Raw genomic sequence first — 16,237 nt, 5'->3', positions numbered from 1 at the left:
GTGGTCAGCCCTGGATGGCGCGTGAAACGGCGGCAGTCGCTGCCACCAAGTCTTTCACCAAGCGCTCGTCCACATCCAGCATGCCTTCGTACTCGCCCAGGTTGCGCGTGTTGTGGCACTTGTCCAGCACGCGCCACACCTCCGGGCCCAGCCCCAAGGTATGGGGCAATACCTGGAAAACGATATAGCGGTTGCTGGCCCGGTAGCCCATGCGCCGCAACGCCGCCAAGCACAGGGCGTGCGCCGCGTTGTAGGCCAAATCGAACCTGCTCTCCAGCGCCAGCGCGGCGTTGTGCGCGTCGTGTAGCCGCGCAATCCCGGTGCGCAGCAGGCCTGCAATCTCTTTGTCGTCGGTTGCCTCGGCTTTAAGCGGTTTGCCGGGACCGCACAGGTTTTCAAGTGCTGGGTGCATGAAGTTGCTCCTCGCTGCCTATGAGCCAAATCTTGGGCTGTTGCCACACGCGGGTGACGAAGGCATTGTCGGCTTCCATGCGCTGGGCCCAGTCCGCAGGCGTGTACAGCGTGGGGTTGACCGTGCGGCCCAATGATGTGCTGGCAACTTCCAACGCACCAAACACCTCGCCATAGCCCAAGCTGGCGCTGACGATCAGCACATCCACATCGCTGTGCGCCGTGTCTTGCTGCCGCGCGATGGAGCCGTAGATAAATGCCGCATCCACCTGCCCAGCCAGCGGCGCAAGCGCCGAGCGCAGCACGTCCGCCAGCCCCATGGTCTTGAGCACCAGCCCGCGCAGCTCGGCAAACACCGGCGCATCGGCATTGGCCTGGTAGTGCTTCTGGTTGCCTTGCTTGCGCACCGTGAGCAAACCCGCCTCCGACAAACCCGCCAGCTCGCGCTGCACCGCACCGGTGCCCGACTGGGCCAGCGCAATCACCTCATTGGCGTAGAAGCTGCGGTCTGGCGTGCCAAACAGCACGGCCAGCACCTGCTGGCGCACCTTGGGGAAGAGGGCGTCAGCGAGGGGAGAGGATGCGGTTGGAGTGGTTGAAATACCCATATTGGGTTTGATCATACCCAAATTGGGTATTTATAGATAAATTTGGATGAAATTGAGCTCGAGCGCTTTTACTACGTGAGTAAGTAGCTATAAAAAATGCAGCAATTCACAAGGCTGATTGGTAATTGGCTCACTTGCTTTTGCAATGTTTCCTCCATGCCTAGATAGCTGTTGCATTCATTTCTCAAAAAAATATGGTGCAAATAAAGACAAGGATTGAAAAAACGTAATACAGATTAGTAACGGAAATGGGGGTTGAGGAAGGTGCCGCACAACCACTCGGTGCTGGAACTGGCCAGAAAGTGTGGAGTAGCGTCAGTGATGCCGAGTACCCGGAGAAATGCCTTCAGATCCCAGGGGAGCACTATGACGTGGTTATAGTTGCGCTCCATTAGAAAAAGCAAGTAGTAGCGAGGGAGCCGTAAGTGACTGACTGGAGAGTAAGTAGCGAGTTGAAATTTTGAAAACCCGGGGTTTTGACTCAGAAGAACAGATGGTGCGGGCTATATTGGCCTGTACTAAACGCGCACGCCGCCGTGAATATCGGGTTGAGCTGGAGGTGGATGCAGGGGTAGGAGTTGCAGACATGGTCCTCACCAAGCGAGCGGCGCGCAGCACTGAGGGCTTACGAGCTCTTGGCAGAGTTTCGCCCCGCCTAGCGGTTCTTCTGAGTCGAGAGGTTGGTGACTCGATAAAGAACAGGCAAGAGCTGGCGGCCAGTCTGGGTACCTCGGATGCGGGCACTCAGCGCGTTATCACACAGCTATGTATTGCGGGCCTGGCAAAACAATCTCAAGACTCGCTAGCCCTTTTTACGGTCAAAACCCCACCTTTCGAGCGTCTGATCGCTGTCGAGGCGAAGCTCAGTGACTGGCAGCGGGTGCTCATACAGGCCTACCGAAATCTACAGTTCGCGGATGAGTCTTGGGTCGTGCTTGACCACACGTTCATTCGACCTGCAATGGCGCAGTTAGAGCGATTCAAAGTTGCCGGTGTAGGCTTGGCATCGATGGATTGTGGACGAGGTTTATTTATTCATCATGCTGCAATACCCCAGGGGCCTGTGAGTCAGGGGAAACGGTGGCAGGCCCAAGCGGTACTAGCTTCACGCATTCTGCACAGGCGCAGCACGTTGGACACCCTATAGATCAACCAGCTTTGTATAAGCGCGAAGCTTAACAAGGCTATTTCGCGTTGGGCTTTTCAAAAATTCTGTAGCGCCGTCCGCCAACCCTGAAGGTGTGTTGCGCGCCCATGCTTTTCCAGCAGAAGACCAGAAGGAAGATTGTTATAAGCGTCTATGGCCTCCTCTACCTTTCCAATCAGATAGCTTCGCCGATCAGGGGTAGAAATCTGACGCAAGTCATTGATTTGGTCCTTCATGTTCAGGAAATAATGCTTATACAGGGGGGCTTGGTTAAAGGTTGGTTCGACAGACTGAGCTAGAGCATCTTCCGCCCATTGGGTCGGCTTGTAGACGTGATTCCATACGCGAGGCGCACGCTGGCGTATTTGCTTGGCATCTTCAAACTGAACCCAGTTCAAAAGGCCCGCCAGATATATGCGCGCTTTCGGACCACGTCGCTCGCCTTCTGATTCGATGAACTTGTCAACCGAAAAAATACGCGTGTTCTCGAAGGAGCCCATGGTGATGTTGAGGTCCCCGGCTGCCGCGAACAGGAGTCCCTCCGTATTGGTGTAGCCCACGGTTAGTGCTAGGCCAGTGCTCAACACGTCGGAGAAAAATCTCAAGCAATCTCGTAGGAACTCACCATCTTGAACTTGCTTGTAGTCCCGCACATGTTCATACATGAGATATACCTCATCCACAGCAGGGAACGAAGTGATCCAGTTAAGCAGGCTCTGCCGCCAGGCCGGATGCTGGATCATCGGTGCCGTAATAGCCAGGGACAGACAGAGGGACCTGTTACCTGCATGTTCCATGAAGGCATCGACTGTGAATGCGTTGTGCTGGTCGAAGTAATCGGGAAATGGGTGGCTTATGAAACGTGTCGGAACTACAACTTTCCGGAAGCCTTGCGCGACTTGGAAATCGATGCAATCTTTTGCTACTGTCGCAGCGTGTGGTGCGAAGGTTGATGTCTGAAAGCCACCGTCAACCTGTTCTGGGAAGAATGGATAAGTCTGGAGCTTTGGTTTCCTCGAGTTAGGCAAGTAGAACTGAGGATCGAAGATTGACGCGGCCCGGGTTCCCGCGCTCAGTTTCTCGACAGTCGTTATCGCCTGATGTAGCGGGCTGAGGATGAGGCCGTCTCCACACCTGTCCTTTTCAAATGATTCGACATTCCAGTTGTTGTTGTGTCCTACCTGGTGGAGCAATCCGAGTGACATGAGTTTCTTCCCCTTAACTAGTTTGCAGAGTCTGCAGCTCTTGAATGAATAGTGCGGGCGTTCGATGCCTTTTAAACGGCTCCTTTTCGAGCGCTTTCGTGACAAAGTCTGAGAGTGCTTGCGACGAGTTCGCAGCCAGATTCAGCGTGGTTGGATGGTGGCTCTGAGCGGCCATCATAATTTCATGAATCCCCATGCCCGGCCGTGGTTGGAAAGGCTCCTTGCCGGATAGAAGCCGATACATCAGAACTCCGATGGAGAAAAAATCGCTTTTGAAGCTAACCGAAACTTTGTCGTTGGCAATTTGCTCAGGCGCGGCGTAACCGGCAGTGAACGGTGCCCGACCCCATCCGTTTTCGGTCAAACCTTCGGTTCCGCTCTCACGCGCAATTCCCAAGTCAATGACGACAACCTCGCCGCTACGACGGATAAGGACATTCGCCGGTTTGATATCACGATGCACGAATCGTTTGGGGTGTTGCCACAGCGGCAGCAGCGCGTTTGCGATGCCGAGAGCCAACTCGACTACGCGCATTTCATTCCCAGCACACTGCGCAAACAGTTCATTAAGCGGCGTAGAGTCAACGAATTCCTCGACCGTCACGTAAAGGCGCTCAGGCAAGCGCTCTTCGCTCACCGGATTCTCGGTGAACAAGTTACTGTACAAAAGCTTGGGGAAGTTGGACGGGCGAACTTCTTCGAGGATTGCAGTTTCCGCTTGAAGTCGAGCGAGCGTTTGCGGATCGGCTCCTGAAACTACTTTTACGACGATTCCCCCCCAGCCTTCCCAGCCGTAAAGGAACGGCTTCTCGTCCGGGTTGTCGCCGGTCGGTTGCAATACATCTGATGGAATCTTTGCATCCTCAAAATGTGCGAGGTAGACCACACGCTGACCAGATTCGGCGAGCAGTCGGTCTATCTCGAGACTAGGTAGGCAAGCGAGCAGATCTTCGCGAAGTTGCAGCGAATCGTTTGGCAAGGTAATCCCTCGGAGTTCTTGTGGCCTTCTACTTCCTCGCAAGGCTGAGGGAGCTGGCAGTGACAGTTATGTAACCGAAGATACCAGAGACGTGTTGCCCGCGACTAGTAGGTGTAGCTGCAACTGGTTTATTTCAGGCTGGCATAGGGTTGCCCTCATGAATGCACTTATCGAGAAGAAACTGTGCCTGCATTGGTATGCCTAGCAGCCGACTTAACACAACTAATAGATCGCCTGCTACTCCCGCCGCATCAAATACGTATCCATCACCCACCCATGCGCCGCCCGCGCAGCCTGCCGTTCCAGCAGAATCCGTGCACCCACTTCCACCAGCGGTCCGCTCACCAAAAGCTGTTGTGGCATCCCCAAGTAGGCCCCCCACCAAATCGTGACACCCTCCGGTGCCAGGTGCTGAAACGCGCATTGCCCGTCCAGCATCACCGCCACGGTGTCGGCGCTCTGCGGCCAGCCGTGGTCGCGCAGTTGGCGGCCGGTGGTGATGGTGACGGGGGCGTTGATCTCGTTCAGCGCGATGGCGTGCGCGGCGGTCAGGGCTTGCAAGGCGGTGATGCCGGGGACGACAGATACTTTCACCGGTAGCTGCACCGCCAGACGCTCGGCGATGCGCAGGGTGCTGTCGTACAGCGAGGGGTCGCCCCACACCAGCAGGGCCACGCGGCCACCGGCGGGTAAATGGGTTCGGATGGTGGCCAGCCAAACCTCGGCAATCGCGTCGTGCCAGCGGTGCACGGCGGCGGGGTAGTCGGGATCGTCGGCATCGCGCACCGGCATGTCGAAGCCGACGACCTGGGTGGCGGGGTTGGTGACCAGTTCCTTGCAGAGTTGCAGGCGCAGCTCGGCCAGGTCGGCTTTGCCTGCGCCTTTGCGCGGCACCAGAATCAGATCCGCCGCATTCAGCGCTTTTACGCCCTGGCGGGTCACGTGGTCGGGGTTGCCGGTGCCTATGCCGACCAGGCAGAGGTCGATCATTCTGTACCTGCCGGAAAGCGGGGTGCGGTGCCCAGCGGGCGGTAGCGGCGGTCGTAGTCGCCTGCGTAGAGGCGGCTGTGGGCAAAGTCTTCTGCGCCCAAGTTTTCGCCTAGGGTATGGCCGACCAAGATCAATGCCGTGCGCTCCATGCCTTCGCCCACGGCTGCTTCGATGGTGGACAGCGTGGCGCGCACTACGCGTTCGTCCGGCCAACTGGCACGCCAGACTACGGCCACGGGGCAGTCTGCGCCGTAGTGGGGGCTCAGCTCGGCCACCACACGCGGCAGCACGTGGATGGACAGGTGGATGGCCAGCACGGCCTGGGTGGCGGCAAAGTTCGCCAGCGATTCGGTGCTGGGCATGGCCGATGCGCGGCCGGATGTGCGGGTGAGCACCACCGACTGGCTCAGGCCCGGCAGCGTCAGTTCGGCCTCCAGCGTGGCCGCCGCTGCCGCAAACGCGGGCACGCCGGGCGTGACGGTGTACGGAATGCCCAGCGCGCGCAGGCCGCGCAGTTGCTCGCCCATTGCTGACCACACCGACAAGTCGCCCGAATGCAGGCGGGCCACGTCGTGCCCGCTAGCGTGCGCGGTGCTGATCTCATTCAAGATTTGCTCTAGCGACAGGGATGCCGTGTTGACGATGTGCGCGCCGGGCGGGCAATGGGCCAGCACGCCTTCGGGCACCAGGGAGCCTGCGTACAGGCATACCGGGCTGGCAGCAATGTAGTCGCGGCCACGCAGGGTGAGTAGGTCTGGAGCGCCGGGGCCTGCGCCGATGAAGTGAACGGTCATAAATTTGGTATTTTCAAAGACAGATAAGTTATGCACTGCGAACACCGTGTGAAGCGCGCCGCGATAAATGAGCACCCCGAAGCGCGATAAACGCTTGAGGTGCTTTGTTTCGTGTCACGTAAGAGAATTAAGCAGTGGGAAACCCCAAGCTTATAACGATCGGGGCCTCGTGACGAGGTCGCTATGCCTTGGTGATCGTGAAGACGGGGACGGCTAGATAAGACCCATCAAGAAGTAGATAAATCCTGTAACCGGCTTTGAACGACAGCTTTCTATTCAACAGCGGCCAGCGCACCCACCACAGCGCCCCTTGATCCTGTCTGCCATAGCGACCAGTCCACCCCTCGGTTGCGGGTACACCGAACGCAGCGGCAAAGCCTTGGACGCGATTCCGCACTCCCAGCCAGTACCAGGCGCAGACCCAGGCCCCATATTTCTCATAGATGGCCAGCACGGCAGGCTCGTACAGCCCACCAGGTAGCCGTTCGTCGGGGGTTTCAAGCCAAGACAGCCATCCAGGCATATGGCCACGCACGGCCGAGAAATTACCGCTGGGGTCCAGGCTCTGGCTGGAGTCCCACCGGATAAATGGCAGCGCAAGCAGCACGAATAGGGGTGCGAACAGCGCAACAATTTGGATCAGTAGCGCGGCGAGGATGGGTTTTAGGTACTTCATCGGGTAGCCGCATCCATAAACAGGGCATCCAGCTGCGCCGCACCCAACTGCAACACCGCGCCCATAGCCGCCACCAGCGCCGAACTACGCTCGACCGTGGCCCTAAACTCCCATTCAATGCGAGCAGCATCACCCGCTGCGCCTGGCATAGCTGCGATGGCCGTGTTAACGGTGGCCAAGTAGCCAGCATGCAGCAGGGCCAAGCGTGCCTGGGCCATCTCTACGATAGTCGGCACAGCGGGCACAACGACATCCGCAGGCGCGGCGGCATTCCCCTCGGATACCCACTTTAAATATGCCGCGTAATCCGAATTTTTCGGATCAGCAGGGATGCTTGCACCATCTGCGATCCGCACAATAGCGGTGGTTTTCGTAAGTTTGTACATAATTAAAGTCTCGCTGACACGTCGCAAAAATTCCAGGCGTAGTTGTTATCCCCCGCGAGCGCCCCAGTCGCGTTGACCAGCACAAAATCAGCATTGGAAGTCCCGTAGCCAACACCGGTGAATGAGGTGGTGACACCATTTGGGGTGATCGTCGGGGCAGCTCTTTTAGGCACTTTGAGGCCTACGGCCAGGAACATGTCGCTTCCGGCGGCGTTCGCGTACAAGTCCCAGCGCATGTAACCAACTCGCTCAAAATACCGCTGGCACATTGCCAGCTCCACGCCATAACTGCGCCGCTCAAATGGGGTAGCGACTGAGCCCAACTCTAGTTGTACGTTTTTAATTACAGCCGACTGTCCAGCGACAAGGCTGCCAAGTCCACCAAGGCAGGTGAGGTTGAGGCCCGTTACGGCAGCTAAAGGCACGGAAAAAGTAGCCGTAACGTAGGTCCAAGTGGCTGGCGCAATGCTGGGGGTCGCTACAGCTCCGATGGCAGTCACTGAAGAAAAATTTTCAAACGCGGGGGGGTATGACAACACAGTGCTAAACACTTGGGCCGCAGCCTTCGTGTGGTACATCCAATACGAGACAGTCACTGTTTTACCCGCCAAATGCCGCGAGTTCACAGCCTCAATGCGCTGCGACACATTGGCATCCGTCACCCCTGCAACGCCGGTTAGCTGGAAATAGGGGGTATTACCACCGGCCAAGTTAATGGTTTCCAGCGCCACATTCCAATTGCCCGTTGCCCCCGCCCAACTGGCCACCCATTGGTCAGCGGTATACCCGCCAAGAGATCCGCTGTTGCCAATCTGTAGCACGTCGAACCCACCGTTGATAAGCACGTTGCGAAAACCGGCCCACGCCTGCCCATTCAGTAGCAGAGCTTGCGCCGCATCTACGTTAGCAGCCCCTACTACAGGGGCCATCGCGGGCGACACCATCGTGCCGTTCATCATCTGCCATACGCTGCTGACACCCGGTGTAGCCGTGGTCACATTCGCCAGGGATGCGGTCAGCACCCAGAAATTATTAGCGTGGAACACAGCGGCGGGGATGTTGAGAGCACCCGTCAGCCCGGCCCACAGGCCTTTGTAGTTCGCCGCTGCCTGGGCGGCCACGTTGGCTGTTTGGGCAGCGGCCGCAGCAGCCGTGGCCAGCGCCTGCTTGGCGTTCACATCAAAGGCAAGTGCGTTGGCTTCGTCCACAAACGTCGGTAGTTGCCCTAAAAGGGCATCCGCCCGGGTGGGGAAGTTGGCGGGATCGGCGCGGCTGGGCGCGACGGGCAAGGCGGTGATGGGCATTTAAACGAGTCCTTGTATTTCTAGGTTGCAAAGGGAACGGGTGGCGTACTGCACGGTGATGGAGAAGTTGCTGTAAAAACCAAAGATGGTCAGCGGCTCGTAGCCCGGCGCATCGGTGGTGATCCAGGCGCAGGGCGTGGCCCGCAGGGTCTCCAGCACCTGGTTGACTTTGGTGATGTCGCCCTTTTTCACCATCAGGCTGGCACTGAGCTTTCTGGCAAATTTGCGCTTGACCAGGGTGGTCGTGCCTGTAGCGTTGGTCTCTTTGCGGCTGTAGTCGGTGATGCCAAAGTTGACCCCGTACTGCGTGTCCCCCAGCCCGTACACCGTGCCCAGCGCCACATGGCCGCACATGACGGTGCTGCCCGTGATGGTGATGGTGATGTGGGCATTGCCGTAGGCGGGCAGATCGGTCAGCACAACGGACGTGAGCTGCGCAATCGGTTCAAAAAAGTATTGATACCAATCAACGACGACAGAGCCATCTAGATTGACCGTCTTGGTGTACAGCATCGGGCCTGTCAGCCCGTCGCGAACCGTGATGGTCAGCGCTGCGCCGACCAGGTTGAACAGGGCTAGGCTATTGCACAGGCCGGGCTTGAGCACCACGGTCATGGAGGTGGTTGCCACGGTCTGGGTATTGACCTCGGAGTCGAACATGGCCCAGCGGTTGCTGGGGCCTACTTTGGCCCAGTACAGCGGCGACACGTCGGGTGCGTGGCCCGTATTGGGGGTTTGCACGCTCTCGTACACGGCACTGAGGTAGATGGTGCGCGTACCCACGGCGTAGTTGGTGACGGCGGCATAGGCGGCGTATTCCGTCTCTGCGACGGTGCTGCTGATGAGCGTTGTGCTGGTCAGGGCTACGGGCTTGACTACCTTCATGCGGCCACCGTCTTCAAAGGAGAGTCGGAATCGGTGCGCACCAGCACACCGTCACCGTCAGCCTTTTCTGCGAGCTGCGACATCTTGGCGTTGCTGGTGGCGATGGCGCGCAGCTCGGCACGCATGTCCTCCAGCTGCTGGTTTTGCTGCGCTACCAAGGCTTCTAGCCGGGCGGTGTTGCCACCACCGTTGCTACTACCCCCACCGCCAAACATGCTAGCGGTTTGCCCAGCGGTGTAGACGTGGCCAGGGCCGTTGAAGTTGATCAGCTCGGGGCCTTGTTCGCCCACCAGGGCCAAGCCGCCCATGTACGTGCCGCCGCTGGCAAATGCGGGAATGGTCTGCCCGGTGATGGCCGCAATCACGGCGCGCAAACCGCCCGCCGTTTTGTCACTACCCGCGTTGACCGCGTCGCTGATGATCTTTTCTGCCGACCGACTAGAGGCATCCAGCGCGGCCAGCGTCGCGTCGATCGTGCCCAGCATGGCCAGGCTGTCTGCCGCGTAGTCGGTAGGGGTCAATGCCTCCAAGCGGCCCGCGATAGTGTCGGCACGGGCCAGCATGGTGGCGGCAAAAGCGTTGTAAGCGCCGTCGTCTAGTACCTCGCGGGCCTTGTCCAGCAGGGGATTGAGCAGGCCATTCAGCTTGTCGCCATAGCCCGCCAGCGTCTCGCCATCGGTGCTCAGTGCCATTGCGTAGGCCGTGCTGTACTTGTCTTGCAGGTCGGCGAGCTGCTGCTCTGGCGTGAACTGGCTTGCTAGCTGGGCGCTGACGGTGCTGCGCAAGGCGGCCGCGCTGGTGGCCATCAGGCCCGCCAACGCCTTTTGCGCCTCGTAGTATTTCACCGTCTCTTCGCGCAACTTGCCCAGCTTGGCGACGGAGTTGCCCGCGTCGATGGTGAAGTCTTGCAGCGCACTGGCATAGGCCAGTTGCTGCGCCCGTGCGTTGGCGGCAGCGGTGGCTTGCTGGGCCGTAGCAACGGCTACGGCAGACTGGGCGACGGCAAGCGATGCACTGGCCGCCTGCATCTCCGAGGCAGCGCCGCTGACCCAGCGCTCGGCGTTGGCAATATCGGGGGCATACAGGGTTTTGATGGCTGCTTTGTACTGGTCAACCAAACCTGCGTATGCCCGCTGGGCATCTGCATCTGCATCCCACGAGCGGTTCATGTCGATACCGAATCGCGCCTTGTGGGAGGCATTGGCCGTGGCCAAAACTTGCTCCCATGCGGCGTTGTCGCTCTTGCCCGCTTGCCAGGTCTTGGGCACAGCGGCCTCTTGCGCAGCCTCTGTCGCCCGGATGCTGGTTTGGTACGCCTGCGCAGTGGTGACCAACTGCTCTGCCTGGCTCTTCACGCCCAGCGCCCGGCCTACCGTGGCTTGGGCACTGGTGACAGCAGCGTCCGCCCGCGCCAGGTCTGCCGCTGCCTGCACCAGTAATGCGTTACTCGGCAGCGACTTGCCTTGGGTGTCCGCAATGCCACGCTCAATCTGCGCTTTGCTCATCACCGTAGGGTTGATGATTTGCAAAGCCGCATCGCGCAACGCGACACGCTCCGTCTCGATATTGCCCAGAACGCCAGAGATGCGGTCGGCCAAATTCTCGAACACCTGCGCCAGGGTGGCCACAAAGGTTTCGGTGTTGACGCTGGCCAGGGCTTTGCCCAGGCCGACAAAATCAATGCGGGCCGCATCAGCCTGGTTCTCAAGGGCCACTATCTGGCCCGTCAGCAGCGCCGCAGATTGCTGGCTGGCCGTCATGCCCCCGTCCACGCCCCGCAACGTGGTTCCAAAACCCAGCAGCCCGCTGGTGGCATCCAAAAACTGGCGGCTGATGTAGCCCGCCGCCGCACCGCTAGCGGTGGCACTGATGGCCAGCGCATCCATACGCAAGCTGGCCGCATCCAGGGCGGGCAGCAGCTTGCCGTGCCCGGTAAAAGCCTTCAGCAGGGCATCCGCCGCGTCTGCCGCCAAGCTTTGCAGGGCATCCGCCGTATCGCTGAATTCTGGAGCCAGCGATAGCAGCATGGCGTAGGCGGCTTGCCCGGCGGCTGTATTCAAGTCCAGCGTGGAGGCCAATGCGCGCAGTTGCAGTTTGGTTTGGGGCATGGCCAGGCCCACGCTGGCCAACGCAGCGGCCATGTCCTTTTGGCTTTGCGCTGCGCGCTCTGCATCGGTGTAGTACGACTCAAAGTAGGCCTGACTGGCCTCGGCCAGCTTGTCAACGCCGCCAAATGCCAGCGCCAGGCCGTTGGCCGCTTTGGCCCCGTCCACCGACACGGCGTACAAGCCCAAGCCCAGGCGCTTCATCCACACGTTGCTGATAGACAGGCCATTGGCCACCCGCACCAGGGTTTCCAAATAGCCCTCGCCTACCTGCTGCATGTCTTTGATGCCGGGGGCCAGCGTGGCGGCCATCGTGTCACCCATTTTGCTGAATACGGCGCTCAAGATTTCTTGGATTTCTGCGCCGGTTTTGTCCTTCAGGCTGATTTTGCCCAGCCCGGTGTCCAGGTTTTGCAGGGCATCAACCTGGGCTTGCGAGATACCCAACTGCGCGGCTGCTGCGCTGGTGAGCTGGTTCATGTTCTGCACCGCCTCCGTCATGGCGGCGCTCACTGCGGCATCCACATTGCTCATCTGGGTGTCGTAGCTGGTGCTGCTACCGCCGCCAAAGCCTAAAAAACCCTTTTTGCTGGAGTCGGTTCGGATCACCTGGTATTTCTGCAACGCCACGCCCGCCGCCGCCTGCGCAATAGTCTGCGTGCCAAAGCTCAGCCCGGTGTCGGAAACGCTGGTGCTGCTGGAGCTGGAACCCAACAACCCGCCCAGCTTCTTGCTGGAGGTGTTCACCCCTTGGAAGGTGGAGCCACTGGCATCAAAGCCCGTGGACAGCAGCGAGCTGGTAGCACCCGACAGGCTGGTGTTGATGCTGCGCAGCAGCCGGACCATCTCGCTGGTGAACAGCAGCGTGGGCTTGGCCATCTTCTCCATCGCGTCCAGGCTGTTTTTGATGCTTTCGCTTTGCGCTTTGGAGTCGCCCAGCACGGTGCCGGTGCCGGTGTTCGCTTTTTGAGCGGCAAACGCATCCGATGTCACCGTGGTTTTGCCACCCCCACCGCCGCCCACGGCCAGCCCCAGCCCGGCCATGATGGCGGCCATTGCGGCGATGCGGACAAACGCAGAGTACGGATCTCCGTTGCCCTGGTTGGCTACTGCTGCCACGCTATTGGCTGCGGCAATTGCCATCTTGGCGGGGACTTCAACCGCCGCGCCTGCTACCGCGCTGGCGGCAGTGATACTGTCGCCAGCTACCGTTGCAGCTACGGTGCTGGTGGTCACAAACAGGCTGGTGTAAAGCTTTTCGGCCATTTGGGCCATTTGCACCAGGTGGGCGGCCTTTTCCACACCGTCCAGCACTTTGTAAGCAGCCGTTTTTTCATCGAAAAAGCCTTTGGTGGCACCGGCTAAATCGGCTATGCCGATTAATTGGGCTTGGGCGGTCTTCTTTGCCAGCGCTTCTTCGTTTTTGAGCGCCTTGGCGATATTCTGGGGGTCTTTGGTGGCGCGCAGGGCGGTAATGACCTCCATCTCTTTGCCGTAGTCGCGGCTGGTGGTTGCCAGGGCGGACATGGCATCGGTCATTTTTTGCAAGCCCGTGCCTGCGGAGTCGAAGGTGGCGCGCAACGTGCTGCCAAAGTCCTTGAACGGATCTTCTTGTTTAGTGAAGTCGGGTAGACCGCCTACATCCTGGGCCACGTCCAGGCGCTTGGACTGCTCGTTTCCTGCCTCTGAAATCACTTTTTTCTTAGCCCCTACGGACTTAGCGGCCGCAAGGTCCAGAATGGTTTGGGCGGCTTGGCGGGCCGATTCGGCTTCTGCTGTGAGGCCCACGGTGTTTTCCAGCCACAGGGCTTTTTGGAACAGCGCGGCGGCGGCCTCTTTGGCGCGGGCTTGCTCCAGTGTGTCTAGCTGTTGGACGGTGAGGCCGATCGCTTCGTTCTCCAGCAGCTGGGCGTTTACTTTGTCTTGCCCGGCTGCTGCCAGGGCATAGAGGGATTCTGCGGCGGCGAAGTTGGTATCGGTGGCGGCGTTGGTCTGTTTGGCCGTGGCCACCAGCATTTCGTTGTTGAAGCGGTCGTTAATAGACTGCTCTTCTTCCCGCAGCTTGGTCAGCTCGCCGTTGTACTTGGCAATGCCCGCCGCCTTGGCGGTTTGTGCCAGGCCAGAGCGCTGCACCGCCTCCCGCTCCAGCTCGGTCAGGGCCTGCATGTCGATGTTGGCGTTTTGCGCCAGGTCGCGCTTTTGGGCGAAGTAATCGGCATCATTCACCAGCCCTGCGGTGTGCTGGGCGGTTACTGCGTCTTGCGCCCGTTTTTCTGCGCTGGTAACCAGGGTTTGGTACTGCTCGTAATAGCTGGTTTGCTGGGCCAGGGCCATCTTTGCAGCATCGTTTTCACCCTTTGCACCAGCCGCCTTGGGCGGGTTGAGCTGCTCGCGCACGCGCTTCTCCATGTCTGCGGTAAACAGCGCGCCGTGTGTCGTGCGCAAATCGGCCACCGCCTTATCGGCTTTTTGGGTCTTGGTCGCGTAGGTCTCCATCGCATCGGCCAGCTTCTTTTGCGCCGCAGCAGCCTGCTCGGTCGTTTGCGGGTTCACACTGCCACGCCCGGCATTACCTGGCCCGGCCAGCGCGTCTTGCGCTTGCTTGGCCGCCCGCAGTTGCTCGTACAGCAAATACGCCTGGTGCGTTTCGCTTTTGAGGTAGATGTTGTCTGGCACCAGCGCCAAGCGGCGCTGTAGCTGCATCAAATCTGCATCGGCAGCCGCCAGACGCGCCGATAGCGTAGCGGCCTGTCCAGCGTTCGACTGCAAGGCCACCGGCAGCAGGTTCAAATTGGTTTTAAGCCCCAGCACGTTGCCCGTCAGTGCATTGATGGTGCCGTTCAACAGGTTGCCCGAGGCTGACAGTGTGTCGAATGTCGTGTGCACCAGCACCTGGCCCAGCCCTACCGCCAGCTCACCAGCCAGCCCAGCCCCGCTCTGTTTGGCACGGCCCATGGCATCCGACACCGAGTCCATGAAACTACCCAAGGCCGTGGCCTCGTTTGCCAGCGCCTGCGACACACCAGAGTCACCCACCGTGCGCTTGAGCTTTTCCCAGGCGCTGCCCATGCGGGCGGTGGAAGCATCCAGCCGGTTGGCCGCGCTCTCTACGCTGTCGCCCAGCATCTCTTTGATGGCCACGGCAAACTTGGGCAGGAAGTCGGCTGCAACGATCTGCCCCGTCTCCATCAGCTTGCTAAATTCGGCGGTGGTCACACCCAGCGCATTGGCCCCGGCCTGCAGCGCAATCGACATGCGTTCGCCCAGTTGGCCTCTGAATTCTTCGGCGCTCACCACGCCTTTGCTCATCATTTGCTGGATGGCCAGCAGCGCGCCGGTGGTCTCATCCGTTCTCAAGCCCATCACAGCGCTGGCCTGGGCTATCGCCTCAAACACCACCCGCGCCCCTTTGCCCTCCAAGGCGGTGCCCCGTGCTGCCGACGCAAACCCGGCGTAGGCCTTGGCCGTGCTGTTCAGCTCCAGCCCAAGCTTGCGGGCCACCTCGGTCACAAACGCCATTTCCTGCGCACCATTGCCACGCGTGGCAAAGTCCAACTGGGTGGCCAGACGTTGCGCGTTGGCACTGGCTTCAAACAGCGCCTGGCTCACCGTCAAAACCGTAGTGGCGATGCCATACAGCGCCCCGCCCGCCAGCCCGTAGTGCCCCACACGCCCCAAAGCCGCAGACAGCATATCCGCACCGCCAGCCGATGCCTTGCCCGCATCGCCAATCGTGTCCAGCCGCCCGGCCACCTGTTGCAACTCAGTCGATGCAGCCTGTGCCCCCTCAATCGCCAGCTTGACCGCAACCACATTTCCAGCTGAATTACCCACGGTGTGCTAACCTTTATGTATGTTTTTAGACCTCTGCGCTTACCTCACCTTTGCGGGCTTCGGCTATCTGCTGTGGCACTTCTGGGGCCAGGCCGCACGCCGCGCTGGCATGTCGCGCTTGGCACTGCTGGGCCTGGCCGTGTTGTTTGGCAAGCTGTTTGGCTAGCCCTCAGCCCTCGCGCATTTCTGCCCATACCTCCAGCGCAGCAAACTCCATCGCTTGCAGCGCCAGCAGCGATTCGGCCCGCGCCGTGCGGCCCATGCCTAGCACCTCGCGCATAAAAGCCAGCACCGCCACATAGTCCAGCCCGGTGCGGCCCGCCATCCCCACACGCCACTGCGTTTGCACCCGCTGCCACAGCCGCCACACGGGCACGTTGCAGGGCCACAGGTAGCACACGTCCAGCACCGGGACCGGGGCATCGTCTGCAACTTGCACCAGGCCCATCGCTGCCAGCACCTCGGCCATCTCGGCATCCTCTGCCTCCGCTTGGCCGGGTGCTGCATCCAGCAGCCCCTTGGCCCAGACGCGTGCTACCTGCGCTAGTTTTTTTCTTTAGCGCCGCATTCCTTGAGGTACGCGTTGAAGCACGACATCGCCACACCCGCAGCGTTCAGCATCACCCCCAGTGCTTCGGGGCTGTAGTCGGCAGGCTGGCCCGCTTCGTCCAGTACCAGGCGCTGGCCGCTCCAGCCAGTCACCACCTCGGCCACAAAATCTTTCACCTTGCTTTCCTTTTCAGCCAGCTTGTCGCTGATTTCGTCTTGGCTCAGGCGCTTGCATTCCAGTGTTACGCCAAACAACTTGTTCACGCCCTTGTCTTTCAGGGTGAACTTCACGGGGACTGTCACAACATCTTCAATAGCAAGCGTGTACATGGGGGTTTCTCTATAAATGGGGGGTAATGGGCTT

Annotated in this window: 14 protein-coding genes; 1 reads left to right on the top strand and 13 read right to left on the bottom strand. The window is 59.8% G+C overall.

Features of this window, described 5'->3' with window-relative positions; translation table 11 throughout:
* Positions 1 to 4: 4 nt before the first annotated feature.
* From AC0969_RS02590 to AC0969_RS02540, 11 genes are all read right to left on the bottom strand, one after another.
* Positions 5 to 412 (bottom strand): hypothetical protein, encoded by a 408-nt coding sequence (locus AC0969_RS02590; RefSeq protein ID WP_479622563.1) that lies wholly within the window; start codon positions 410 to 412, stop codon positions 5 to 7.
* A complete protein-coding gene (locus tag AC0969_RS02585) occupies positions 396 to 1,034 on the bottom strand; it encodes a transcriptional regulator (protein WP_479622562.1) in 639 nt (212 codons plus the stop codon). The genes AC0969_RS02590 and AC0969_RS02585 overlap by 17 nt, the downstream gene beginning before the upstream one ends.
* A gap of 1,188 nt (positions 1,035 to 2,222) precedes the next feature.
* Positions 2,223 to 3,371, bottom strand: a complete 1,149-nt coding sequence (locus AC0969_RS02580; RefSeq protein WP_479622561.1) for a hypothetical protein — start codon at positions 3,369 to 3,371, stop codon at positions 2,223 to 2,225.
* Positions 3,372 to 3,384: 13 nt separating this feature from the next.
* On the bottom strand, positions 3,385 to 4,350 hold the full coding sequence (locus tag AC0969_RS02575) for a serine/threonine protein kinase (protein ID WP_479622560.1): 966 nt from the start codon (positions 4,348 to 4,350) through the stop codon (positions 3,385 to 3,387).
* A gap of 237 nt (positions 4,351 to 4,587) precedes the next feature.
* The gene (gene cobF, locus AC0969_RS02570; RefSeq protein WP_479622559.1) at positions 4,588 to 5,340 is read right to left on the bottom strand and encodes a precorrin-6A synthase (deacetylating); all 753 of its coding nucleotides are present in this window, start codon (positions 5,338 to 5,340) and stop codon (positions 4,588 to 4,590) included.
* Positions 5,337 to 6,134 (bottom strand): precorrin-4 C(11)-methyltransferase, encoded by a 798-nt coding sequence (cobM, locus tag AC0969_RS02565; RefSeq protein ID WP_479622558.1) that lies wholly within the window; start codon positions 6,132 to 6,134, stop codon positions 5,337 to 5,339. Before cobM ends, cobF begins: the two co-directional genes overlap by 4 nt.
* 181 nt (positions 6,135 to 6,315) lie before the next feature.
* The gene (locus AC0969_RS02560) at positions 6,316 to 6,810 is read right to left on the bottom strand and encodes a DUF7338 family protein (protein ID WP_479622557.1); all 495 of its coding nucleotides are present in this window, start codon (positions 6,808 to 6,810) and stop codon (positions 6,316 to 6,318) included.
* A complete protein-coding gene (locus AC0969_RS02555) occupies positions 6,807 to 7,046 on the bottom strand; it encodes a hypothetical protein (RefSeq protein ID WP_479622556.1) in 240 nt (79 codons plus the stop codon). Before AC0969_RS02555 ends, AC0969_RS02560 begins: the two co-directional genes overlap by 4 nt.
* Positions 7,047 to 7,198: 152 nt before the next feature.
* Entirely contained in the window at positions 7,199 to 8,500 is a 1,302-nt protein-coding gene (locus AC0969_RS02550; RefSeq protein ID WP_479622555.1) for a hypothetical protein, read from the bottom strand.
* On the bottom strand, positions 8,501 to 9,385 hold the full coding sequence (locus AC0969_RS02545) for a hypothetical protein (protein WP_479622554.1): 885 nt from the start codon (positions 9,383 to 9,385) through the stop codon (positions 8,501 to 8,503).
* Positions 9,382 to 15,324 (bottom strand): tape measure protein, encoded by a 5,943-nt coding sequence (locus AC0969_RS02540; RefSeq protein ID WP_479622553.1) that lies wholly within the window; start codon positions 15,322 to 15,324, stop codon positions 9,382 to 9,384. Before AC0969_RS02540 ends, AC0969_RS02545 begins: the two co-directional genes overlap by 4 nt.
* Before the next feature lie 19 nt (positions 15,325 to 15,343).
* Here AC0969_RS02540 and AC0969_RS02535 point away from each other — a divergent pair, with 19 nt between their 5' ends.
* The gene (locus AC0969_RS02535; protein ID WP_479622552.1) at positions 15,344 to 15,490 is read left to right on the top strand and encodes a hypothetical protein; all 147 of its coding nucleotides are present in this window, start codon (positions 15,344 to 15,346) and stop codon (positions 15,488 to 15,490) included.
* Positions 15,491 to 15,493: 3 nt separating this feature from the next.
* Here the strand turns inward: AC0969_RS02535 and AC0969_RS02530 are convergent, their stop codons facing one another.
* A complete protein-coding gene (locus AC0969_RS02530) occupies positions 15,494 to 15,793 on the bottom strand; it encodes a DUF1799 domain-containing protein (protein WP_479622551.1) in 300 nt (99 codons plus the stop codon).
* Positions 15,794 to 15,867: 74 nt separating this feature from the next.
* On the bottom strand, positions 15,868 to 16,203 hold the full coding sequence (locus tag AC0969_RS02525) for a hypothetical protein (RefSeq protein WP_479622550.1): 336 nt from the start codon (positions 16,201 to 16,203) through the stop codon (positions 15,868 to 15,870).
* Positions 16,204 to 16,237: the final 34 nt, after the last annotated feature.

The sequence above is a fragment of the Rhodoferax sp. LB1P47 genome (genome assembly GCF_056521445.1).
Note: the sequence above shows the minus strand (reverse complement) of the source record. Positions and strands in the feature narration are given on the sequence as shown.